Genomic DNA, 21,619 nt, shown 5'->3' with positions numbered 1-21,619 from the left:
CGCACCAGGCCCCCCGGGCGGTCGGCGTTGTGCGTGCTACCTTGCTGGCGCCCTTTCCCGCACCGAGGAGTCCCCGATGTCCGAGCCCGTCGCGTCCCGTCGTACCGTCCTCTGCTGCGCGGCCGTCGCGCTGGCGGGTGCCACGGCGGCGGGCTGCTCGTCCTCCAGCGGCAGCAAGACCGAAACGTCCTCCGGCCCGGTCGACCTCGGCTCCGCCTCGGACGTCCCCGTCGGCGGCGGCAAGGTCTACCGCGAGCAGGCCGTCGTCGTGACGCAGCCGACCGCCGGCGAGTACAAGGCGTTCAGCGCGAAGTGCACGCACGCCGGCTGCCTGGTCAACGGCGTGGCCAAGGAGCAGATCCAGTGCCTGTGCCACGGCAGCCGTTTCGGGATCACCGACGGCGCGGTGCTGGACGGCCCGGCGCCGAAGCCGCTGCCGGAGTACAAGGTCGCGGTGCAGAACGGACAGCTCCAGGTGACCAAGTAACGTCACGCTCCGAGGTGTCGGCGCCAGTCGGTACGGTAGGGGCATGGCTGACCCGTCCACCTACCGTCCGGCTCCGGGGGCGATCCCGCATTCGCCCGGGGTGTACAAGTTCCGTGACGCGCACGGGCGGGTCATCTACGTCGGCAAGGCGAAGAACCTGCGCCAGCGGCTGTCCTCCTACTTCCAGGATGTCGCGAACCTGCATCCGCGGACGGCGACGATGGTCACCACCGCGGCGTCGGTGGAGTGGACGGTGGTGTCCACCGAGGTCGAGGCGCTGCAGCTGGAGTACTCCTGGATCAAGGAGTTCGACCCGCGGTTCAACGTCAAGTACCGGGACGACAAGAGCTACCCGGAGCTCGCGGTCACCCTGAACGAGGAGTTCCCGCGGGTCCAGGTGATGCGCGGGGCGCACAAGAAGGGCGTGCGCTACTTCGGCCCGTACGGGCACGCCTGGGCGATCCGCGAGACCGTCGATCTGATGCTGCGGGTGTTCCCGGTCCGCACCTGCTCCAACGGCGTGTTCAAGCGCGCCCAACAGGTCGGCCGCCCCTGCCTGTTGGGCTACATCGGCAAGTGCGCGGCGCCCTGTGTGGGCCGGGTGAGCGCCGCCGAGCACCGTGAACTCGCCGAGGAGTTCTGCGACTTCATGGCCGGCCGGACGGGCAACTACCTGCGCCGCCTGGAGGCGCAGATGCAGGAGGCCGCCGCCGAGCTGGAGTACGAGAAGGCGGCCCGGCTGCGCGACGACCTGGGGGCGCTGCGCCGCGCGATGGAGAAGAACGCGGTGGTGCTCGGCGACGGCACCGACGCGGACCTGCTGGCGGTGGCCGAGGACGAACTCGAAGCCGCCGTACAGATCTTCCACGTCCGCGGCGGCCGGGTGCGCGGCCAGCGCGGCTGGGTGACCGACAAGGTCGAGGACGTGGACACGGCCGGCCTGGTCGAGCACGCGCTGCAGCAGCTGTACGGCGCGGGCACCGAGCAGGTGCCGCGCGAGGTGCTCGTCCCGGCGGTGCCCGGCGAGGCCGTGCACGAGTGGCTGTCCGGCCTGCGCGGGGCCCAGGTCGATCTGCGGGTGCCGCAACGCGGCGACAAGAAGGACCTGATGGAGACGGTGCAGCGCAACGCCCAGCAGGCGCTGGCCCTGCACAAGACCAAGCGCGCCTCCGATCTGACCACCCGCAGCCGGGCGCTCCAGGAGATCGCCGAGGCACTGGAGTTGGACTCGGCGCCGCTGCGGATCGAGTGCTTCGACATCTCGCACCTCCAGGGCGAGGACGTGGTGGCGTCCATGGTGGTGTTCGAGGACGGCCTGGTGCGCAAGAGCGAGTACCGCCGGTTCCAGATCAAGGGTCTTGCCGGAGGCGAGCAATTGAGCCGCAGCGAGGGCCAGGACGACGTCCGCTCGATGCACGAGGTGATCACCCGCCGGTTCCGCCGCTACCTCCAGGAACGCGAGCAGACCGGCGAGTGGGCCGTCCCGGAGGAGGACGAGTCGCTCACCGACGAGAACGGCCGCCCCAAGCGCTTCGCCTACCCGCCGCAGCTGCTGGTGGTCGACGGCGGCCAGCCGCAGGTCGCGGCCGCCCAGCGGGCGTTGGACGAACTCGGCATAGACGACGTCGCGGTGTGCGGCCTGGCGAAGCGGCTGGAGGAGGTGTGGCTGCCCGGGCAGGACGACCCGGTGGTGCTGCCGCGCTCCAGCGAGGGCCTGTACCTTCTGCAGCGGGTGCGCGACGAGGCGCACCGGTTCGCCATCACCTACCAGCGCTCGAAGCGGGCCAAGCGGCTCACGGCGGGGGAACTGGACTCCGTCCCCGGGCTCGGCGAGACTCGCCGCCGGGCCCTGCTGAAGCACTTCGGTTCACTGAAGAAGCTCCGCGCGGCCACCATCGACGAGCTGTGCGAAGTCCCCGGGATCGGGCGCCGGACCGCCGAGACTGTTGCCGCAGCCTTGGCCTCCCGTACACCTGCCGCATTCGCGGTCAACACCGCGACCGGCGAGATCATCGAAGACAGCACCGCCACAGCAGTACCGAGAAGCGGGGAAGAGACGTGACTGTGTCCAACGGGGGAGAGAGCACCCCCGAGCTGGTGATCATCTCCGGCATGTCCGGGGCGGGCCGTTCCACGGCGGCCAAGTGCCTGGAGGACCTCGGCTGGTTCGTGGTCGACAACCTGCCGCCGGCGCTGATTCCCACCATGGTCGACCTGGGAGCCCGCTCGCAGGGCGCCGTGCCGCGGATCGGCGTGGTGGTCGACGTGCGCGGCCGCACCTTCTTCGACGACCTGCTGACCTCGCTGGAGGAGCTGGAGAAGCGCGGCGTCCGCCTGCGCGTGGTGTTCCTGGACTCCTCCGACGACGCCCTGGTGCGCCGCTTCGAATCGGTGCGCCGCCCGCACCCGCTGCAGGCCGACGGCCGGATCGTCGACGGCATCGCCCGCGAGCGCGAGCTGCTGCGCGAACTGCGCGGCGAGGCCGACCTGGTGGTCGACACCTCGAACCTCAACGTGCACCAGCTGCGCGCCAAGATGGACGCCCAGTTCGCCGGCCAGGACGAGCCCGAGCTGCGCGCCACCGTGATGTCCTTCGGCTTCAAGTACGGCCTGCCGGTCGACGCCGACCTGGTGGTGGACTGCCGCTTCCTGCCGAACCCGCACTGGGTCCCGGAACTGCGGGCCCGTACCGGAACCGATCCGGAGGTGGCAGAGTACGTGTTCCAGCAGCCCGGCGCGCAACCGTTCCTGGACGGCTACACCGAGCTGCTGCGGATCATCACCGAGGGCTACCGCCGCGAGGGGAAGCGCTACATGACGCTTGCCGTAGGCTGCACCGGAGGCAAGCACCGCAGCGTCGCGATGTCCGAGCAGCTGACCAAGCGTCTGATCGCGGACGGGGTCGAGACGGTGCTGGTCCACCGGGACATGGGCCGGGAGTAGCGGCCGGGAACCACCCGTACCGCCGCCCCGGCCGAGCACGAGACAGGAACATGGGGTCGGCGTGACGGGATACGTGCCAGCGCGGCAGCAGCTCCGGACCAGACCTGCCGAGCGGGCCGCCCCCGGGCCGCGCCCCGGGGCCCCGCGGATCGCCGCGCTGGGCGGCGGCCAGGGCCTGTCCGCGTCGCTGTCCGGGCTGCGCCGGCTGACCACCGAGCTGACCGCCATCGTCACCGTCGCCGACGACGGCGGCTCCAGCGGGCGGCTGCGCGCCGAGCTCGGCGTGCTGCCGCCCGGCGACCTGCGCAAGGCGCTGGCCGCGCTGTGCGGGGACGACGACTGGGGCCGCACCTGGTCGGAGGTGATCCAGCACCGCTTCACCGGCACCGGCGGGCTCGGCGGCCACGCGGTCGGCAACCTGCTGATCGTGGCGCTGTGGGAGAAGCTCGGCGACCCGGTGGAGGCACTGAACTGGGTGGGCCGGCTGCTGAACGTGCAGGGCCGGGTGCTGCCGATGTCCGCGGTGCCGCTGGACATCGAGGCACAGGTGCGCGGCCACGACCCGCTGAAGCCGGGCGAGGTGTCGGCGGTGCGCGGCCAGGCCGCGGTGGCGGTGACGCCGGGCACGGTGCTGTCGATCCGGCTGCTGCCGGACGAGCCCCCGGCCGTCCCCGAGGCGGTGCAGGCCGTACTGGAGGCGGACTGGGTGGTGCTCGGCCCCGGTTCCTGGTTCACCAGCGTGCTGCCGCACCTGCTGGTCCCGGAGCTGGCCAAGGCCCTCACCGAGACCCGGGCCCGCCGCCTGCTGACCCTCAACCTGGCCCCGCAGCCCGGCGAGACCGAGGGCTTCACCCCGCAGCGCCACCTGGAGGTGATCGCCGACCACGCTCCGGACCTCGCGGTGGATGCGATCCTGGTGGATGAGCGGGCCGTCAGCGGAGGTGCTTTCGGGCTCGCCGACCTGACGGGCCTGGAGCAGGCCGCGAAGCGGATGGGCGCCGCACTGGTGCTCGACCAGGTGGCCCGCGCCGACGGCACCCCGCGACACGACCCGGAGCTCTTGGCCGCGGCGTACGACCGGATTTTCCGGACTCATGGAAGGATCGGCCCATGGCGATGACGGCAGCGGTGAAAGACGAGATCTCCCGGCTTCCCGTCACCCGTGCCTGCTGCCGCAAGGCGGAGGTCTCGGCGATCCTGCGTTTTGCGGGCGGACTGCACATTGTGAGCGGCCGCATCGTGATCGAGGCGGAGCTGGACACCGGCATTGCGGCACGGCGGCTGCGCAAGGACCTCCTGGAGATCTTCGGACACTCCTCGGATCTGGTGGTGATGGCCCCCGGCGGGCTGCGTCGCGGCAGCCGGTACGTGGTGCGGGTGGTGAAGGACGGCGAGCTGCTGGCCCGGCAGACCGGGCTGGTGGACGGACGCGGACGACCGATCCGGGGCCTGCCCCCGGCGGTGGTGTCCGGCGCGACCTGCGACGCGGAGGCCGCCTGGCGCGGCGCGTTCCTGGCGCACGGCTCGCTCACCGAGCCGGGCCGCTCCTCCTCGCTGGAGATCACCTGCCCCGGCTCGGAGGCGGCGCTCGCCCTGGTCGGCGCGGCCCGCCGGCTCGGCATCCCGGCCAAGGCCCGCGAGGTGCGCGGCGTCGACCGGGTGGTGATCCGCGACGGCGACGCGATCGGCGCGCTGCTCACCCGCCTCGGCGCGCACGAGTCCGTGCTGGCCTGGGAGGAGCGCCGGATGCGCCGCGAGGTGCGCGCCACCGCCAACCGGCTGGCCAACTTCGACGACGCCAACCTGCGCCGCTCGGCCCGGGCCGCCGTCGCGGCCGGCGCCCGGGTGGCCCGCGCCCTGGAGATCCTCGGCGAGGAGGTGCCCGAGCACCTGGCGGCGGCCGGCGCGCTGCGCATGCAGCACAAGCAGGCCTCGCTGGAGGAGCTCGGCGCGCTCGCCGACCCGCCGCTGACCAAGGACGCGGTGGCCGGCCGGATCCGTCGTCTGCTGGCGATGGCCGACAAGCGCGCCGCCGAACTCGGCCTGCCCAACACCGAGGCCAACCTGACGGAGGAGATGGCCCTGAACTGACGGGCCGTCAGCCTCCCGGAACGCAACCCCGAAGGGGCGTGCGGAGCATGACGCGGCATTCGCCGCGGTCAAGCCCGCACGCTCCTTTCGGCCATCTGGGCCCTTGCGGCCTACCGGTGAGGCGATGTGCCTTGCGACACTTGGGGGAGGTAGGGTCATCAGTGGTCGGGGAAAACCCAAAATTTCACCCCCGTCGGGCTCCGGCCCGGCGTACCTAAGAGGAGATCGGTTCGTGACGATCCGGGTAGGCATCAACGGGTTCGGCCGCATCGGCCGCAACTTCTTCCGCGCGGTCAAGGCCCAGGGCGCCGACATCGAAATCGTCGGTGTCAACGACCTGACCGACACCAAGACGCTGGCTCACCTGTTCAAGTACGACACCACCCTCGGTACCTTCCCCGGTGAGGTCTCGCACACCGAGGACACCATCACCGTCGACGGCCACACCTTCAAGGTCACCGCCGAGCGTGACCCCGCCAACCTCCCCTGGGCCGCGCTGGGCGCCGACATCGTCATCGAGTCCACCGGCATCTTCACCAAGGCCGACGGTGCGAAGAAGCACCTGAGCGCCGGTGCGAAGAAGGTCGTCATCTCGGCGCCCGCCACCGGTGAGGACATCACCATCGTGATGGGCGTCAACGACGGCAAGTACGACGCCGCCGCGCACAACATCATCTCGAACGCCTCCTGCACCACCAACTGCGTGGCGCCGATGGCGAAGGTGCTGGACGAGAACTTCGGCATCATCAAGGGCCTGATGACCACCGTGCACGCCTTCACCAACGACCAGGTCACCCTGGACTTCCCGCACCGGGACCTGCGCCGCGCCCGCGCCGCCTCGCAGAACATCATTCCGACCTCGACCGGCGCCGCCAAGGCCACCGCCCTGGTGCTGCCGCAGCTGAAGGGCAAGCTGGACGGCACCTCGCTGCGCGTCCCGGTCCCGACCGGCTCCATCACCGACCTGGTGGTCACCCTGGAGCGCGAGGTCACCAAGGACGAGGTCAACGCCGCGTTCCAGAAGGCCGCCCAGGAGGGCTCGCTGAAGGGCATCCTGGCGTACACCGAAGACCCGATCGTGTCCTCGGACATCGTGAACGACCCGCACTCCTGCATCTTCGACTCGAAGCTGACGATGGTTCAGGGGAACCAGGTCAAGGTGCTCGGCTGGTACGACAACGAGTTCGGCTACTCGAACCGCCTCGTCGACCTGGTCGCCATCATCGGCGAGCAGCTCTGACTCCCAGCGGTAGCTGACGTGACGTAAGGGGCAGGGCCCGGACGGCTGTCACCGCCGACCGGGCCCTGCCGCTGCGCCCACCTCGTCCGTCCTACCCTTCCCGGTGACTCGCTGCCCCGTGTCGCCGCCTGCCGATCCATCCATCGAGGAGCAAGACCGTGAAGACGATCGAAGACCTGGAGGTCTCCGGCAAGCGGGTGTTCGTCCGCGCCGACCTCAACGTGCCGCTGTCCGGTGACACCATCACCGACGACGGCCGGATCCGCGCCGTCGCGCCGACCATCGCCAAGCTCGTCGAGCGCGGCGCCCGGGTGGTCGTCGCCTCGCACCTGGGCCGCCCGAAGGGCGAGCCGGACCCGAAGTTCTCTCTCGCGCCGGTGGCGGTCCGCCTCGGCGAGATCCTGGGCCGCCCGGTGAGCTTCGCCACCGACACGGTCGGGGACAGCGCGAAGGCCACCGTCGCCGCTCTCGGCGACGGCGAGGTCACGCTGCTGGAGAACCTGCGCTTCAACGCCGGCGAGACCTCCAAGGACGACGCCGAGCGCGGTGCGTTCGCCGACCAGCTGGCCGGCCTGGCGGACCTGTACGTCGGCGACGGCTTCGGTGCGGTGCACCGCAAGCACGCCTCCGTCTACGACCTTCCGGCCCGCCTGCCGCACGCCGTCGGCGACCTGATCGCCACCGAGGTGGGCGTGCTCAAGCGCCTCACCGAGGACGTGGCCCGCCCGTATGTGGTGGTGCTCGGCGGCTCCAAGGTCTCCGACAAGGTCGGCGTGATCGAGAACCTGCTCGGCAAGGCCGACCGGATCCTGATCGGCGGCGGCATGATGTACACCTTCATCGCCGCCCAGGGCCACGGCGTCGGCGCCTCGCTGCTCCAGGAGGACCAGATCCCGGTCGTCCAGGACTACCTGAAGCGCGGCGCCGAGCAGGGCGTGGAGTTCGTGATCCCGCTGGACACCGCGGTGTCCGGCTCGTTCCCGGACGTCAAGACCGGCGCCCCGGTGGACGACTTCGCGGTGGTGGACGTGGACGCCATCCCGGACGGCGCGCTGGGCCTGGACATCGGCCCGAAGACCGCGCAGCTGTTCGCGGAGAAGATCGCCGACGCGAAGACCGTGTTCTGGAACGGCCCGATGGGTGTGTTCGAGCACCCGGCGTTCGCGGACGGCACCCGGGCCGTGGCCCAGGCGCTGATCGACTCCGAGGCGTTCACGGTGGTCGGCGGCGGCGACTCGGCGGCAGCGGTGCGCACCCTCGGGTTCGACGAGGCGAAGTTCGGACACATCTCGACCGGCGGTGGCGCGAGCCTCGAGTACCTGGAGGGCAAGACCCTCCCCGGTCTCGCCGCCCTGGAGGACTGAGAAGGACATGACTGAGCGTCTCCCGCTGATGGCGGGCAACTGGAAGATGAACCTCGACCACCTCGAGGCCATCCAGCACACCCAGAAGCTGGCGTTCTCGCTGGCCGACAAGGACTACAAGGCCGTCGAGGTCGCCGTCCTGGTGCCGTTCACCGACCTGCGCTCCGTGCAGACCCTGGTCGACGGCGACAAGCTGAAGCTCAAGTACGGCTCGCAGGACATCTCGCAGCACGACGGCGGCGCCTACACCGGTGAGGTGTCCGGGCCGATGCTGGCGAAGCTGAAGTGCACCTACGCGGTGATCGGCCACTCGGAGCGCCGCCAGTACCACGGCGAGAACGAGGAGATCGTCAACGCCAAGGTGAAGGCCGCCTACCGCAACGGGATCACCCCGATCCTGTGCATCGGCGAGCCGCTGGAGATCCGCAAGGCCGGCACCCACGTCGCGTACACCCTCGCGCAGCTGGACGGCGCGCTGGACGGCGTTCCGGCCGGCGACGCGGAGAGCATCGTGGTCGCGTACGAGCCGGTCTGGGCGATCGGCACCGGCGAGGTCGCCACGCCCGAGGACGCGCAGGAGGTGTGCGGCGCGATCCGGGCCCGGCTCGGCGAGCTGTACGGCACCGACCTGGCCGACAAGGTCCGCGTGCTGTACGGCGGCTCGGTGAAGTCCTCGTCGGCGGCCGGCCTGATGGCCAAGCCCGACATCGACGGCGGACTGATCGGCGGTGCCTCGCTGGACGCCGAGGAGTTCGTCAAGATCGTGCGGTACCGTGACCAGGCAGTAGGCTAACGCCGCCGCAGCAACGTAGGCTTTGGGGCCGGACCGCGTGGAGCGGGCCCGGCCCCTTCGCCGAAGATTCGAGAGAGTTGGTCCCGTCGTGGTTCTCGGGTTCGAGATTGCTCTGATCATTCTCAGTGTGCTGATGATCATGCTGGTCCTGCTGCACAAGGGCAAGGGCGGCGGCCTGTCCGACATGTTCGGCGGCGGCGCGATGTCCACCGGTGGCGGCTCCGCGGTGGCCGAGCGCAACCTCGACCGCATCACCGTCGTGGTCGGCCTGGCCTGGTTCGCCTGCATCATCGTGCTCGGCCTGCTGCTGAAGAGCAGCTGACACCGACAACTGACGTGAAGTCGGCGGCGATGGTGGCACAACCTTAACCGCCGCTTACACTAGGACGACTTCGCCACCGTCCGCCCAGCCGCGGCCGGACGGCACCAGCACGCAGGGGAGTCAGACCGTGGCAAGTGGCAACGCGATCCGAGGCAGCAGAGTCGGTGCCGGCCCGATGGGGGAGGCGGAGCGCGGCGAGTCCGCTCCCCGCAACCGGATCTCCTTCTGGTGCGCCAACAAGCATGAGACGCGCCCCAGTTTCGCCGCGGAGGCGGCCATCCCGGACACCTGGGACTGCCCCCGCTGCGGGTTCCCGGCCGGCCAGGACGAGCACAACCCGCCCGCGCCGGCCCGCAACGAGCCTTACAAGACCCACCTCGCGTACGTGCGGGAGCGGCGGACCGACGCCGACGGCGAGGCGATTCTCGCTGAGGCGCTGGCCAAGCTGCGAGGCGAGATCTGAGCCGTGCGGCAACGTGAAAGCCGCCCACCTGGGGAGTTCTCCGGGTGGGCGGCTTTTTGCGTGGGTGCGTCCCTGCGTTCCCCACGAGTGACGGGGCGTCAGTGGGAACGAATGCCGCCCACCTGGGGGGTACTCCGGGTGGGCGGCATTGGCGTGGTCGCGTTCCCCCTCGCGCAGTTCCCCGCGCCCCTGACGGGGCGCGGGGGTTGAGCGCTGTTTCCACGTGCCCCTGACGGGGCGTGGGGGTTGGGTGCAGTGTCCACGCGGCCCCTGGCGGGGCGTGGGGGTTGGGTGCAGTGTCCACGCGGCCCCTGGCGGGGTGCGGGGGTTGGGCGCTGTTTCCATGCGGCCCCTGGCGGGGCGTGGGGGTTGGGTGCAGTGTCCACGCGGCCCCTGGCGGGGCGCGGAGGTTTGGCGCTGTTTTCCCGTGTCCCTGGTGGGGCGTGGGGGGTTGGGCGCTGTTTCCCCGTGGCCCTGGTGGGGGCTTGGGTGATGGGGTGTCAGGGGAGCTTGCCGGCCGCGGCGGTGTCGAGGAACCAGAGGGTTCGGGCGGTGCCGGTGACGGCGCCGGCGGGGGCGGTTTCGGGGGTGGGGGTGGTGCGGGCCAGGGCTACGGCGTCGGCCTTGTCGGGGCCGGCGGCGAGGAGCCAGACCTGGTGGGCGGTGCGGAGCGCGGGGAGGGTGAGGGAGAGGCGGGTCGGCGGGGGCTTCGGCGAGTCGTGCACGGCGATGACGGTGCCCTCGGTCTGCCGGACCCCGGGGTGGCCGGGGAAGAGCGAGGCGACGTGCGCGTCGGGGCCGATGCCGAGCAGGAGGACGTCGAACACCGGCAGGTCCGCGCCGTTGGGGGCGGCGGTGCGGAGTTCGGCGGCGTACCGGGCGGCGGCGTCCTCGGGGGAGGAGCCGTCGTCGGCGGGCATCTCGTGCACCCGGGCGCCGAGCGGCCGGACGGCGTCCAGGAACGCGGCGGCCTGCACGGCGTTGCGCTCCGGGTCGCCGGCCGGCAGGTAGCGTTCGTCGCCCCACCAGAGGTCGACCTGCGCCCAGTTCACCGCGTCGCGCGCCGGGTGGGCGGCGAGCGCGGCGAGCAGGGCGTTGCCGTTGCGGCCGCCGGTGAGTACCAGGTTGGCGGCGCCGCGCGCGGCCTGTGCGTCGACCACGGCGGTGATCAGCCGGGCGGCGACCGCCTCGGCCAGCACCGCCGGGTCGCGGTGGACCAGGACCGTCTCGGTGCTCACTGGGCGCTCCGCTTGCGGGTGGCGGTCTTCTTGGTGGCGGCGGGCTCCTCGCCCTCGTCGGCCGCGTGCTTCGCGGCGTGTCCTTCGACGGTGCCGCCGGGGCCCGCGTGCTCGACTCCGGCGATCCGCTCGCGCAGCCGGTCCACGGGGGTGCGGACGGCGGTGGCGTAGATGTCGTCGGGGTCGAGGCGGCGCAGTTCCTCGGCGATCAGTTCGGCGGTGTCGCGGCGCTTGAGCGCGACCATGCGGTCGGGCGCGCCGGGCATCGACAGGGTGCCGAGCAGGCCGTCGGGGCGGTCCAGGACGATGTCGCCGTCCTTGGTGCGCAGCGTGACGGCGGTGATGCCGGGGCCGCCGGTGACGACCCGTTCGACCGGTACCCGCAGGCGGTTGTGCAGCCACAGGCCGAGCAGTTCGACGCTGGGGTTGTACGACTCGCCCTCGACCACCGCGGCGGTGATCTCGACGTCGCGCTGGTCGAGCGCGGCGGCCAGCATGGAGCGCCAGCCGGTGATCCGGGTCCACGCCAGGTCGGTGTCGCCGGGGGTGTAGCCGGCGGCCCGCTGGGCGAGCTGGCCGACCGGCGACTCGGCGGTCACCGCGTCGGTGATCCGGCGCTGGGCGAGCGCGCCCAGCGGGTCCTGGGCGGGGTGGAGCGGTGCGTTGTCCGGCCACCAGACCACCACGGGGGCGTCGGGCAGCAGCAGCGGCAGCACCACGGACTGCGCGTGCGAGGCGAGTTCGCCGTGCATGCGCAGGATGACGGTCTCGCCGCTGCCGGCGTCGCTGCCGACCAGGATCTCCGCGTCCAGCCGGGTCTCGGCCCGGGCGCGGGGCGAGCGGCCGGCCCGCTTGATGACGGCCAGGGTCCGCGAGGGGTGCTCGCGGGAGGCGTCGTTCGCGGCCTTCAGGGCGTCGTAGGCGCTGCCCTCGTCGGTCACGATGACCAGGGTCAGCACCATGCCGGCGGCGGTCGAGCCGCTGGCCCGCCGGGCGTCCATCAGAGCAGCGTTGATCTTGCTCGACGTGGTGTTCGTCAGGTCGATCTTCATGGCCGGCGCCAGCTCCTGCCGTCTCGTGCGAGCATCTCGTCCGCCTCGGCCGGGCCCCAGGTGCCGGCCGGGTACTGCGCGGGCTTGCCGTTGGCGTCCCAGTACTGCTCGATCGGGTCGAGGATCTGCCAGGACAGCTCGACCTCCTGGTGCCGCGGGAAGAGGTTGGCGTCGCCCAGCAGGACGTCCAGGATGAGGCGCTCGTACGCCTCGGGGCTGGACTCGGTGAACGACTCGCCGTAGGCGAAGTCCATGGTGACGTCGCGGACCTCCAGCGCGGTGCCGGGGACCTTCGAGCCGAAGCGCACGGTGACGCCCTCGTCCGGCTGGACGCGGATCACCAGGGCGTTCTGGCCGAGCTCCTCGGTGGCGTAGGAGTCGAACGGCAGGTACGGGGCACGCTGGAAGACCACCGCGATCTCGGTGACCCGGCGGCCCAGCCGCTTGCCGGTGCGCAGGTAGAACGGCACGCCCGCCCAGCGCCGGTTGTTGATCTCCAGCTTGATGGCCGCGTAGGTGTCGGTCTTGGACTCGGGGTTGATGCCGTCCTCGTCCAGGTAGCCGACCACCTCCTGACCGCCCTGCCAGCCGGAGGTGTACTGGCCGCGCACGGTGTGCTTGCCCAGGTCGGCGGGGAGCTTGACGGCGCTGAGCACCTTCAGCTTCTCGGCGACCAGCGCCTTCGGGTGGAAGGACGCCGGCTCCTCGATGGCGGTCAGCGCCATCAGCTGGAGCAGGTGGTTCTGGATGACGTCACGGGCCGAGCCGATGCCGTCGTAGTAGCCGGCCCGGCCGCCGATGCCGATGTCCTCGGCCATGGTGATCTGCACGTGGTCCACGTACGACCGGTTCCAGATCGGCTCGAACATCTGGTTGGCGAAGCGCAGCGCCAGGATGTTCTGGACGGTCTCCTTGCCCAGGTAGTGGTCGATCCGGAAGACCTCGTCGCGCGGGAAGACCTCGTGGACGATCCGGTTCAGTTCCTGGGCGCTGGCCAGGTCGTGGCCGAACGGCTTCTCGATGACCGCGCGGCGCCAGGAACCCGGCGCCGGGTCGGTCAGGCCGTGCTTCTTCAGCTGCTGGACCACGGTGGGGAAGAACTTCGGCGGCACCGACAGGTAGAACGCGAAGTTGCCGCTGGTGCCCTGCGCCTGGTCGAGTTCCTCGATGGTGCGGCGCAGCGTGTCGAAGGCCTCGTCGTCGCCGAAGTCGCCCTGGACGAACCGCATGCCCTTGGCGAGCTGCTGCCAGACCTCCTCGCGGAACGGGGTGCGCGCGTGCTCCTTGACGGCGTCGTGCACCACCTGCGCGAAGTCCTCGTCGGCCCACTCGCGCCGGGCGAAGCCGATCAGCGAGAAGCCCGGCGGCAGCAGGCCGCGGTTGGCGAGGTCGTAGATGGCCGGCATCAGCTTCTTGCGGGACAGGTCGCCGGTGACGCCGAAGATCACCAGGCCGGACGGGCCGGCGATCCTCGGGAGCCGGCGGTCGGCAGGGTCCCGCAGCGGGTTGACGGGCTGGCTGGGGGTGGTGCCCCCGACCGGCTCCGTGCCCTCCACGTCCGGGTACGGCTGGGTGTTGCTCACTGTGGTGTGCTCCGCTTTCCGTTCGGTTTCGTGAGCAGGAGTCAGTTGTCGCCGTGCGACTGGAGTGCGGCGGTGACGGTGTCGAGCAGCTCGTTCCAGGAGACCTCGAACTTCTGCACGCCCTCCTCCTCCAGCACCCGCACCACGTCGTCGTAGTCCACGCCGGCCGCGGCGACCGCGTCCAGCACGGCCTTGGCGTCCGCGTAGTTCGGGGTGATGGTGTCGCCGGTGACGACGCCGTGGTCGTCGGTGGCGTCCAGAGTGGCCTCGGGCATGGTGTTGACGGTGCCCGGGGCGACCAGCTCGGTCACGTACAGGGTGTCCGGCAGGCTCGGGTCCTTCACACCGGTGGACGCCCACAGCGGGCGCTGCGGCTTGGCGCCGGCCGCCTCCAGGGCCTGCCAGCGGGCCGAGGCGGGCTTGCTGCCGTCGACCGAGCCGTACACCTCCTCGTACGCGTGGTAGGCGAGGCGGGCGTTGGCCACCGCGGCCTTGGAGCGCAGGCCCTTGGCCTCGCCACCGATCGCGTCCAGGCGCTTGTCGATCTCGGTGTCTACGCGGGAGACGAAGAACGAGGCGACCGACTCGATCTGCGAGAGGTCCAGGCCGGCGGCCTTGGCCTGCTCCAGGCCGGTCAGGTGGGCGTCGATGACGGCCTTGTAGCGCTCCAGCGAGAAGATCAGCGTGACGTTGACGCTGATGCCCTTGGCGAGCACCGCGCTGATCGCGGGCAGGCCGGCCAGCGTGGCGGGGATCTTGATCAGCACGTTCGGGCGGTCGACCAGCCACCACAGCTGCTTGGCCTCGGCGATGGTCGCGGCGGTCTCGTGGGCCAGCCGCGGATCGACCTCGATGGAGACCCGGCCGTCACGGCCGTTGGAGGCGTCGTACACCGGGCGCAGCACGTCGGCGGCGTCCCGGACGTCCGAGGTGGTGATCATGCGGACGGCCTCGTCGGTGGTGACCTTGCGCACCGCGAGGTCCTCCAGCTGGCGGTTGTAGGCGCCGTTGCCGGCGATCGCCTTCTGGAAGATGGTCGGGTTGGTGGTGACGCCGACGACGTGCTTCTCCTGCACCAGCTCGGCCAGGTTGCCGGAGTTCAGCCGCTCCCGGCTGAGGTCGTCCAGCCAGATCGCCACGCCTTCTTCGCTGAGGCGGTTCAATGCGTCGGTCATGGTGCTCAGTCCCTCTTCTTCTTTTCGTACGTCTGCGGTGGAGTCCGGGGCCCGGCCCGGGGGAGTGCGGATCCCCCGGGCCGGGGTGCGACCGGGCCTTAGCGGGAGACGGCCTCGACCGTGCGCAGCGAGGCGCGGGCCGCGTTGGCGACCGCGTCCGCGGTGATGCCGAACTCCTGGTAGAGCACCTTGTAGTCGGCGGAGGCGCCGAAGTGCTCCAGGCTGATGATCCGTCCGGCGTCGCCGACCAGCTCGCGCCAGCCCTGGGCGATGCCCGCCTCGACCGAGACCCGGGCCCGGACGTTCGGCGGCAGCACGCTGTCGCGGTACGCCTGGTCCTGCTCGTTGAACCACTCCACCGACGGCATCGACACCACCCGGGTCGGGGTGCCCTCGGCCTGCAGCGCCTCGCGGGCCTGCATCGCCAGCTGCACCTCGGAGCCGGTGCCGATCAGGATCGCCTTGGGCTCGCCGCCCTCGGCCTCGGCCAGCACGTAGCCACCCCTGGCCGCGCCCTCGGCGGAGCCGAACAGCTCGCGGTCGAAGGTCGGCACGCCCTGCCGGGTCAGCACCAGGCCGACCGGGCCGGGGTGGCTGGTCTGCCGCTCCAGCACGGTGCGCCACACCACGGCGGTCTCGTTGGCGTCCGCCGGGCGGACCACCGCGAGGCCCGGGATGGCGCGCAGCGCGGCCAGGTGCTCGACCGGCTGGTGGGTCGGGCCGTCCTCGCCGAGGCCGATCGAGTCGTGCGTCCAGACGTAGACCACCGGCAGCTTCATCAGCGCGGCGAGCCGGACCGCGGGGCGCATGTAGTCGGAGAACACCAGGAAGGTGCCGCCGTAGATGCGGGTGCGGCCGTGCAGCGCGATGCCGTTCATCACGGAGCCCATGGCGTGCTCGCGGATGCCGTAGTGGATGGTGCGGCCGTACGGCGAGGCGCTCTTGAGCGGGTTGCCCTCCGGAAGGAAGGAGGACTCCTCGTCGATGGTGGTCAGGTTGGACTCGGCGAGGTCCGCGGAGCCGCCCCACAGTTCGGGGATCAGCTTGCCGACGGCCTTCAGGGTGTCGCCGGAGGCCTTGCGGGTGGCGACGTCCTTGCCGGCCGGGAAGACCGGCAGCGCCTTCTCCCAGCCGTCGGGCAGCTCGCCGATCTGGATCCGGTCGTACTCGGCGGCGCGCTGCGGGTTGGCGGCGCGCCACTCGCGCAGCTGCTCCTCCCAGGCGGTGCGGGCGGCCTGGCCGCGCTGCACGACCTCGCGGGCGTGCGCGACGACCTGGTCGGTCACCTCGAAGGTCTTCTGCGGGTCGAAGCCCAGCACCTTCTTGGTGGCGGCGATCTCGGCGTCGCCGAGGGCCGAGCCGTGCGCCTTGGCGGTGTCCTGGGCGTTCGGCGCGGGCCAGGCGATGATGGTGCGCATCGCGATGATCGACGGCTTGCCGGTCTCCGCCTTGGCGGCCTCCAGCGCGGCGGCCAGCGCGACCACGTCGATGTCGCCGTCCGACTTCGGGACGACCCGCTGGACGTGCCAGCCGTACGCCTCGTAGCGGGCCAGCACGTCCTCGGAGAACGCGGTGGCGGTGTCGCCCTCGATGGAGATGTGGTTGTCGTCGTACAGCGCGACCAGGTTGCCCAGCTTCTGGTGGCCGGCCAGCGAGGACGCCTCGGCGGAGATGCCCTCCTGGAGGTCGCCGTCGGAGACGATCGCCCAGATGGTGTGGTCGAACGGCGAGGTGCCGGCCGGCGCGTCCGGGTCGAACAGGCCGCGCTCGTAGCGGGCGGCCATCGCCATGCCGATCGCGTTGCCCACGCCCTGGCCGAGCGGGCCGGTGGTGGTCTCGACGCCGGCGGTGTGGCCGTGCTCGGGGTGGCCGGGGGTGCGGCTGCCCGCGACCCGGAAGGCCTTCAGGTCGTCCAGCGACAGTCCGTAACCGGACAGGAACAGCTGGGTGTACAGCGTGAGGGAGGTGTGCCCCGGCGAGAGCACGAAGCGGTCGCGGCCGACCCAGGTCGGGTCGGTGGGGTCGTGGCGCAGGAAACGCTGGAAGATGAGGTAGGCGGCGGGGGCCAGCGACATGGCGGTGCCGGGGTGTCCGTTCCCCACCTTCTGCACGGCGTCCATGGCCAGGACCCGGGCCGTGTCCACGGCACGCTGGTCCAGCTCGCTCCACTCGAATACGTTCGGCGTCGTGCTCACCCTTGCTCAGGGCTCCTTCCGGATTTTTGTAGAAGTGTCACCCCGTGAAGGGGACCGGTCGGCCACGCCGCTGTGGCTGGTGCCGATCACGGAGGGTTGATCCCGCTTCTCTGTGCGAGCCTACCGTTTGCGGGGCACCTCACCCTGCGTGCCGGGCAACCAGGAGCGGCGGCGTCGCATTCCCCTGCCGGGTCGTCAACTCCTCTGTCCTACATTCACCCGTCCGGGGAGGGTTTGCCCGTCCGAGGCGTAAGACGCGCATGCGCACGGCTCGCCGGGGGACCCCGGGGCGGATCGGGAGATATGGAGCGTCTATGGTTGCGTGGTACGCGCAGCGCGGACGGTGGGCACCCTGCGGGTTCTCCGGGACGCCTGTGGAAGTTCATCGACTGTTGAGGTGTCCGTGACCGCCGTCGAAACCCGCCCCGCCGGGGTGGTAGGGACGAGCACCGCGCGCCGGCCGTTCGGGGCCCGCATCGGGGCCTTCGTCGCCCTCACCAAACCTCGGATCATCGAGCTGCTGCTGATCTCCACGGTGCCGGTGATGTTCCTGGCCCAGGGCGGCGTGCCCAACCTGTGGCGGGTGCTCGCGGTAGTGGTCGGCGGCTACCTGTCCGCGGGTGGCGCCAACGCGCTCAACATGTACATCGACCGCGACATCGACGCGGTGATGTCCCGCACCGAGCGGCGCCCGATCGTCACCGGCATGGTCTCGCCGCGCGAGGCGCTGGTCTTCGGCATCTCGCTGGCCGTGGTCTCCACCGTCTGGCTCGGCGTGCTGGTCAACTGGCTGTCCTCGGCGCTGGCCGGCAGCGCGCTGCTGTTCTACGTGTTCGTCTACACGCTGGGCCTCAAGCGCCGCACCGCGCAGAACATCGTGTGGGGCGGCATCGCCGGCTGCATGCCGGTGTTCGTCGGCTGGGCGTCCGTCACCAACTCGCTGTCCTGGTCGGCGCTGCTGCTGTTCCTGGTGGTGTTCTTCTGGACGCCGCCGCACACCTGGGTGCTGTCGATGAAGGTCCGCGACGACTACGCCCGGGCCGGCGTGCCGATGCTGCCGGTGATCCGCGGCAACATCGGCGTCGCCAAGCAGGTCGTCGTCTACTCCTGGGTGATGGTGGCGACCTCGATGCTGCTGTGGCCGGTCGCGCACACCAGCTGGCTGTACCCGGTCACCGCCGCCGTGCTCGGCGCGCTGTGGATGAAGGAGGCGTACGCGCTCCAGTCGCGCGCCAAGGCCGGCATCGTGGGCGCCAAGCTCAAGGAGATGCGGCTGTTCCACTGGTCGATCACGTACCTGACGCTGCTGTTCCTGGAAGTCGCGATCGACCCGTTCGTGGGCTGACACCCCCGTTTTCCAAACCTCTCGGCCTCAGCGCGGCGCAAGCCCGCTGGGGCCGACGTGGTTCTCCAGCCACTCGTGCAGCGGGGCCGCCGCGTGCAGGAAGCCGGTGACCCGGCCGTACGCCTTCGCGGTGCCCAGCCAGGGCGCGGGCTCCCACCGCTGCCAGGCGATCAGGCCCTTGTGGCGCAGCAGCTCGATCCGCGGGTGGTCCTTCGGGTAGCCGCGCGGCGCCGTCTTCAGACTGTCCCGGCCGACCACCTCGGGCCCGGCCGCGCGCACCTGCGCCACCACCCGCTCCAGCTCGGCGCCCGGCAGGTCCTCGGCCACCGCGGTGCGGTAGGCCGCCAGCTGATCGGTGGCCAGGTGGTAGTAGCCCAGCCCGCAGGCCAGCCCCTCGGCGGACAGCTGCACGTACCCGCCGGACTCCAGCACCGCGCCGATGTGCGTCTTGTACGGGGACTTGTCGGCCGAGAACCGGACGTCCCGGTTCGGCCGGAAGATCTTCCCCGGGCCGAACTCGGGCTCCAGCCGGGCCAGCAGCGCCTCCATCGGGGCGCGCACCTGTTCCTCGTACTGGGCGCGGTGCGCCGTCCAGAACGTCCTGGAGTTGTCGGCCTCCAGGTGCTCGTAGAACTCCAGGGCCTCGGCCGACCAGCCACGGAAATCGTTCACAGGGCCAGTATTCACGCCGCGGCGGCGCGGGCCGCGGGCTTTGCCTGCGCAAGGGGTGACGTTTCGTCAGCGGCAACAGTTCTCCAGTAGGGTCGGCGACCGCCGCGATCCTGTCGTTGTCTTTCGGGGGAAACCGATGCCGCTGCAGTCCATCGTCCTGTCCGGACACCTGTTCCTGGCCCGCGAACCGGCCGAGCTCGCCGGGCTGCTCGGCGCCTTCGCCGACGCGCCCACCCGGATACTGCTCGGCGCGGACGGGCTCACCACCACCCTGCTGTCGGCCTGGACCCGCGGGCCGGTGCGGGTCGGGTACGCCGACCACCGGCGGGTGACGGCCGTCGAGGCGCCCGCCGGGGCGGCGGCGCTGCTGCTGGCCGACGGCGGCGAGGAGCTGATCGTCCGCCGCTCGGTGCTCACCGCCGGTGACGGCGCCGAGGTCTCGCGCAACGTGGTGGTCGCCCGGCCCGTGCTGTCCGCCGGCGCCGAGCAGTGCCTGACCGACACCGCCGCGCCGATCGGCGCCGCCCTGCAGGCCCGCGGAACCGGGTACCGGCGCACCGTGCTGGACGTCGGCGTGCGCGACTGGGACGGCGCGGACGCCGCGTACAAGACCTACCTGATGTGGCACGGGCCGAACCCGCTGGCCGCCGTCACCGAAACGTTCAACCCCGCCCTGGTGCCCGCCGCGACCGTCGCGCCCGGGGCCGCCCTGCTCGCCGTCGGAGGCCGCCGATGACCCGCCGCACCACCACCGTCGCGATCGTCGGTGCCGGGCCCGCCGGGCTGGTGCTCGCCCACGTGCTGCACCGGGCCGGGGTCGCCGTCACCGTCCACGAGCGCCTGTCCCGGGCCGCCGTCGAGAGCGCCGCCCGGGCCGGGGTGCTGGAGCACCGGGTGGTGGAGTACCTGCGCGCGCTGGGCCTCACCGACCGGCTGACCGCCGAGGGCGAGCGGCACGGCCGGTGCGAGATCACCTGCCTCGGCGAGAACGTGCTGGTCGACTACGGGGTGCTGTCCGGCGGCATCCGGCACTGGGTGTACCCGCAGCAGCTGCTGCTGCGCGACCTGATCGCCGCGTACCTGGAGGCCGGCGGCGCCATCGCCTTCGAGCGGCCGGTGGAGTCCGTCACGCTCGGTGCCGACGGCCGGCCCGTGCTGCACACCGCCGACGGCCCGCTGGGCGCCGAGTACGTGATCGGCTGCGAGGGCGCGCACGGCGTGGTTGCCGCCGCCTTCCCCGACGGCGCCGACGGGCCAGGGCGGCGCTACCCGTACGACTGGCTGACGGTGCTGGCCCGGATCTCCCGGCCGGTCGAGCAGATCCGTTACGCCGTGCACGCGGACGGCTTCGCCGGGATGATGCCGCGCACCGCCGACGTCGGGCGGTTCTACCTGGAGGTGCCCGCCGGGGAGGACCCGGCCGGCTGGGGCGAGCGGCGGATCCGTGCCGAACTCGCACGCCGGCTGGAGCTCGACGGCGAGGACCCCGCGCTCGGCGCGCTGCTGGAGACCGGCATGCTGCGGATGCGCGGCAAGGTCGCCCGCCGGATGCGGGCCGGGCGGCTGCTGCTGGCCGGGGACGCCGCGCACACCGTCACTCCGTCCGGCGCCAAGGGCCTCAACTCGGCGGTCGCGGACGTCGCCGATCTGGCGGGCGCGCTGCTCGCCGAGCTGAGCGGCGGCGAGCCGGACGGCGCCGGCCTGGCGGGGTACGAGCGGCGCCGGCTGGACGCCGCCTGGCAGACCCAGGAGTTCTCCGAGCAGCTGCTCGACCTGCTGCACCTGCCCGCCGGACTGCCGCCCGAGCAGCGCGAGTTCGCGCTGCGGCTGCGGCTGGAGCGGATCCGCCGGATCGCCGCCCCCGGGCCGGAGGGCGAGGCCTTCGCGCTGGCCTACGCGGGGGCGGGTGAGCTGCCGCTGCCCGCCATGTGGCCGTCGGCACAGGCCGGTGCCGTCGCCACCGGCGCTACCGGTCGGTAGCATGCGGGCATGAGCGCAGAGACCGCCACCACCGCCGCGCCGGACGCCCGCGTCGAGCGCCGCGCCAAGCGCATTGCCAAGCACCTGAGCAGCTTCGCCAAGCAGCACGGCGGCAGCGCCGACGGCGTCGTCGAGTACGTCGGCCGCACCGCCACCCGGATCGTCGTGGTCGGCGCGGACGGCACCTGGGGCGACCAGGTCGCGCCGACCTACGCCATCGGCCGCCGGGCCGCCGAACTCGCCGGGCTCACCCTGCACGAGGACTTCGAGGGCGAGCTGGGCCTGAAGGTGAAGACCGGCCCGTACGAGTGGAAGCGAATGGCGGGCATCCAGATCTGAGGGCCGTCACCCCGGGGCGGTGAGTTTGAGCAGGAGCGCGGACAGCTGTCCGCGCTCCTGTGCGTTCAGCGGGGCGAGCGCCTCGTCCAGCAGCGCCGGGACGGTGCGCTCGGCGGCGGTCAGGCGTTCGCGGCCCGCCGGGGTGAGGGTGACGGCGTAGGCGCGGCGGTCGGCACGGTCGCTCGGCCGCGGGCTGCGGGAGGCAGCAGCGAGGTGTCCCGCGAGCTGATCGAACAGTGCGTGGACCTGGCCACCCAGGCGCCCACCGGCCGCAACCGGCAGCGCCGGCACTTCCTCGTCATCGAGGCGGAGCAGCGGCTGTGGCCCGGGCACCGTC

Annotated in this window: 21 protein-coding genes; 14 read left to right on the top strand and 7 right to left on the bottom strand. The window is 71.8% G+C overall.

The genetic code is table 11. The features are described from left to right. Positions 1-76: 76 nt before the first annotated feature. From ACFV18_RS21430 to ACFV18_RS21385, 10 genes are all read left to right on the top strand, one after another. Positions 77-487, top strand: coding sequence for a Rieske (2Fe-2S) protein (locus ACFV18_RS21430; protein WP_380485483.1), 411 nt, complete (start codon positions 77-79; stop codon positions 485-487). Positions 488-530: 43 nt separating this feature from the next. Beyond that, a complete protein-coding gene (uvrC, locus tag ACFV18_RS21425) occupies positions 531-2,549 on the top strand; it encodes an excinuclease ABC subunit UvrC (protein ID WP_380485481.1) in 2,019 nt (672 codons plus the stop codon). After that, positions 2,546-3,430 carry an RNase adapter RapZ gene (gene rapZ, locus ACFV18_RS21420; RefSeq protein ID WP_380485480.1) on the top strand — a complete coding sequence of 295 codons (885 nt, stop codon included), beginning with the start codon at positions 2,546-2,548 and terminating at the stop codon, positions 3,428-3,430. Before uvrC ends, rapZ begins: the two co-directional genes overlap by 4 nt. 61 nt (positions 3,431-3,491) lie before the next feature. Then, entirely contained in the window at positions 3,492-4,550 is a 1,059-nt protein-coding gene (yvcK, locus tag ACFV18_RS21415; protein ID WP_380485478.1) for a uridine diphosphate-N-acetylglucosamine-binding protein YvcK, read from the top strand. Beyond that, the gene (whiA, locus tag ACFV18_RS21410; RefSeq protein ID WP_043910002.1) at positions 4,541-5,521 is read left to right on the top strand and encodes a DNA-binding protein WhiA; all 981 of its coding nucleotides are present in this window, start codon (positions 4,541-4,543) and stop codon (positions 5,519-5,521) included. Before yvcK ends, whiA begins: the two co-directional genes overlap by 10 nt. 232 nt (positions 5,522-5,753) lie before the next feature. Next, positions 5,754-6,761: a type I glyceraldehyde-3-phosphate dehydrogenase gene (gene gap, locus ACFV18_RS21405; RefSeq protein WP_380485476.1), complete on the top strand. Its 1,008-nt coding sequence runs from the start codon at positions 5,754-5,756 to the stop codon at positions 6,759-6,761. Between the two features lie 158 nt (positions 6,762-6,919). Then, on the top strand, positions 6,920-8,125 hold the full coding sequence (locus ACFV18_RS21400; protein ID WP_380485474.1) for a phosphoglycerate kinase: 1,206 nt from the start codon (positions 6,920-6,922) through the stop codon (positions 8,123-8,125). Between the two features lie 7 nt (positions 8,126-8,132). Further along, positions 8,133-8,918 carry a triose-phosphate isomerase gene (gene tpiA / locus ACFV18_RS21395; RefSeq protein ID WP_380485472.1) on the top strand — a complete coding sequence of 262 codons (786 nt, stop codon included), beginning with the start codon at positions 8,133-8,135 and terminating at the stop codon, positions 8,916-8,918. 88 nt (positions 8,919-9,006) lie between these two features. Continuing rightward, entirely contained in the window at positions 9,007-9,240 is a 234-nt protein-coding gene (gene secG / locus ACFV18_RS21390; protein WP_380485470.1) for a preprotein translocase subunit SecG, read from the top strand. Between the two features lie 127 nt (positions 9,241-9,367). Further along, the gene (locus tag ACFV18_RS21385) at positions 9,368-9,703 is read left to right on the top strand and encodes an RNA polymerase-binding protein RbpA (protein WP_073814874.1); all 336 of its coding nucleotides are present in this window, start codon (positions 9,368-9,370) and stop codon (positions 9,701-9,703) included. Positions 9,704-10,203: 500 nt separating this feature from the next. On the opposite strand, the gene pgl is transcribed toward ACFV18_RS21385, so the two are convergent. The 5 genes from pgl to tkt all read right to left on the bottom strand — a co-directional run bounded on the left by pgl (position 10,204) and on the right by tkt (position 16,946). Continuing rightward, positions 10,204-10,941 (bottom strand): 6-phosphogluconolactonase, encoded by a 738-nt coding sequence (gene pgl, locus ACFV18_RS21380; RefSeq protein ID WP_380485468.1) that lies wholly within the window; start codon positions 10,939-10,941, stop codon positions 10,204-10,206. Further along, positions 10,938-11,993 carry a glucose-6-phosphate dehydrogenase assembly protein OpcA gene (opcA, locus tag ACFV18_RS21375; protein ID WP_380485466.1) on the bottom strand — a complete coding sequence of 352 codons (1,056 nt, stop codon included), beginning with the start codon at positions 11,991-11,993 and terminating at the stop codon, positions 10,938-10,940. Before opcA ends, pgl begins: the two co-directional genes overlap by 4 nt. Continuing rightward, the gene (gene zwf, locus ACFV18_RS21370) at positions 11,990-13,549 is read right to left on the bottom strand and encodes a glucose-6-phosphate dehydrogenase (protein ID WP_380485633.1); all 1,560 of its coding nucleotides are present in this window, start codon (positions 13,547-13,549) and stop codon (positions 11,990-11,992) included. The genes opcA and zwf overlap by 4 nt, the downstream gene beginning before the upstream one ends. Before the next feature lie 68 nt (positions 13,550-13,617). Then, a complete protein-coding gene (gene tal / locus ACFV18_RS21365) occupies positions 13,618-14,751 on the bottom strand; it encodes a transaldolase (protein WP_380485464.1) in 1,134 nt (377 codons plus the stop codon). A 98-nt stretch (positions 14,752-14,849) separates the two neighbouring features. Continuing rightward, on the bottom strand, positions 14,850-16,946 hold the full coding sequence (gene tkt / locus ACFV18_RS21360; protein ID WP_380485462.1) for a transketolase: 2,097 nt from the start codon (positions 16,944-16,946) through the stop codon (positions 14,850-14,852). A gap of 403 nt (positions 16,947-17,349) precedes the next feature. Between tkt and ACFV18_RS21355 the strand changes: the two genes are divergently transcribed. Beyond that, positions 17,350-18,291: a heme o synthase gene (locus ACFV18_RS21355; RefSeq protein WP_380485460.1), complete on the top strand. Its 942-nt coding sequence runs from the start codon at positions 17,350-17,352 to the stop codon at positions 18,289-18,291. A 27-nt stretch (positions 18,292-18,318) separates the two neighbouring features. On the opposite strand, the gene ACFV18_RS21350 is transcribed toward ACFV18_RS21355, so the two are convergent. Then, on the bottom strand, positions 18,319-18,963 hold the full coding sequence (locus tag ACFV18_RS21350) for a DUF2461 domain-containing protein (protein WP_380485458.1): 645 nt from the start codon (positions 18,961-18,963) through the stop codon (positions 18,319-18,321). Between the two features lie 136 nt (positions 18,964-19,099). On the opposite strand from ACFV18_RS21350, the gene ACFV18_RS21345 reads away from it, so the two are divergent. Genes ACFV18_RS21345 through ACFV18_RS21335 form a run of 3 tightly spaced genes read left to right on the top strand, consistent with a single transcriptional unit; the run spans position 19,100 to position 21,282 of the window. Further along, entirely contained in the window at positions 19,100-19,699 is a 600-nt protein-coding gene (locus tag ACFV18_RS21345) for a chorismate pyruvate-lyase family protein (RefSeq protein ID WP_380485456.1), read from the top strand. Next, a complete protein-coding gene (locus ACFV18_RS21340; protein WP_380485454.1) occupies positions 19,696-20,943 on the top strand; it encodes an FAD-dependent monooxygenase in 1,248 nt (415 codons plus the stop codon). The genes ACFV18_RS21345 and ACFV18_RS21340 overlap by 4 nt, the downstream gene beginning before the upstream one ends. A 9-nt stretch (positions 20,944-20,952) precedes the next feature. Next, positions 20,953-21,282 (top strand): hypothetical protein, encoded by a 330-nt coding sequence (locus ACFV18_RS21335; protein WP_380485452.1) that lies wholly within the window; start codon positions 20,953-20,955, stop codon positions 21,280-21,282. A 6-nt stretch (positions 21,283-21,288) separates the two neighbouring features. On the opposite strand, the gene ACFV18_RS21330 is transcribed toward ACFV18_RS21335, so the two are convergent. Beyond that, a complete protein-coding gene (locus ACFV18_RS21330; protein ID WP_380485450.1) occupies positions 21,289-21,615 on the bottom strand; it encodes a MarR family transcriptional regulator in 327 nt (108 codons plus the stop codon). Positions 21,616-21,619 lie beyond the last annotated feature (4 nt).

Source organism: Kitasatospora sp. NPDC059673 (genome assembly GCF_042734215.1).
Classification (GTDB): Bacteria; Actinomycetota; Actinomycetes; order Streptomycetales; family Streptomycetaceae; genus Kitasatospora.
Note: the sequence above shows the minus strand (reverse complement) of the source record. Positions and strands in the feature narration are given on the sequence as shown.

What these genes read in the sequence shown, in the direction of transcription:
- uvrC (WP_380485481.1), top strand. Translation starts at nt 531, where the DNA reads ATGGCTGACCCGTCCACCTACCGTCCGGCTCCGGGGGCGATCCCGCAT.
- ACFV18_RS21340 (WP_380485454.1), top strand. Translation starts at nt 19,696, where the DNA reads ATGACCCGCCGCACCACCACCGTCGCGATCGTCGGTGCCGGGCCCGCC.
- whiA (WP_043910002.1), top strand. Translation starts at nt 4,541, where the DNA reads ATGGCGATGACGGCAGCGGTGAAAGACGAGATCTCCCGGCTTCCCGTC.
- tpiA (WP_380485472.1), top strand. Translation starts at nt 8,133, where the DNA reads ATGACTGAGCGTCTCCCGCTGATGGCGGGCAACTGGAAGATGAACCTC.
- ACFV18_RS21335 (WP_380485452.1), top strand. Translation starts at nt 20,953, where the DNA reads ATGAGCGCAGAGACCGCCACCACCGCCGCGCCGGACGCCCGCGTCGAG.
- ACFV18_RS21430 (WP_380485483.1), top strand. Translation starts at nt 77, where the DNA reads ATGTCCGAGCCCGTCGCGTCCCGTCGTACCGTCCTCTGCTGCGCGGCC.
- opcA (WP_380485466.1), bottom strand. Translation starts at nt 11,993, where the DNA reads ATGAAGATCGACCTGACGAACACCACGTCGAGCAAGATCAACGCTGCT.
- tal (WP_380485464.1), bottom strand. Translation starts at nt 14,751, where the DNA reads ATGACCGACGCATTGAACCGCCTCAGCGAAGAAGGCGTGGCGATCTGG.
- ACFV18_RS21345 (WP_380485456.1), top strand. Translation starts at nt 19,100, where the DNA reads ATGCCGCTGCAGTCCATCGTCCTGTCCGGACACCTGTTCCTGGCCCGC.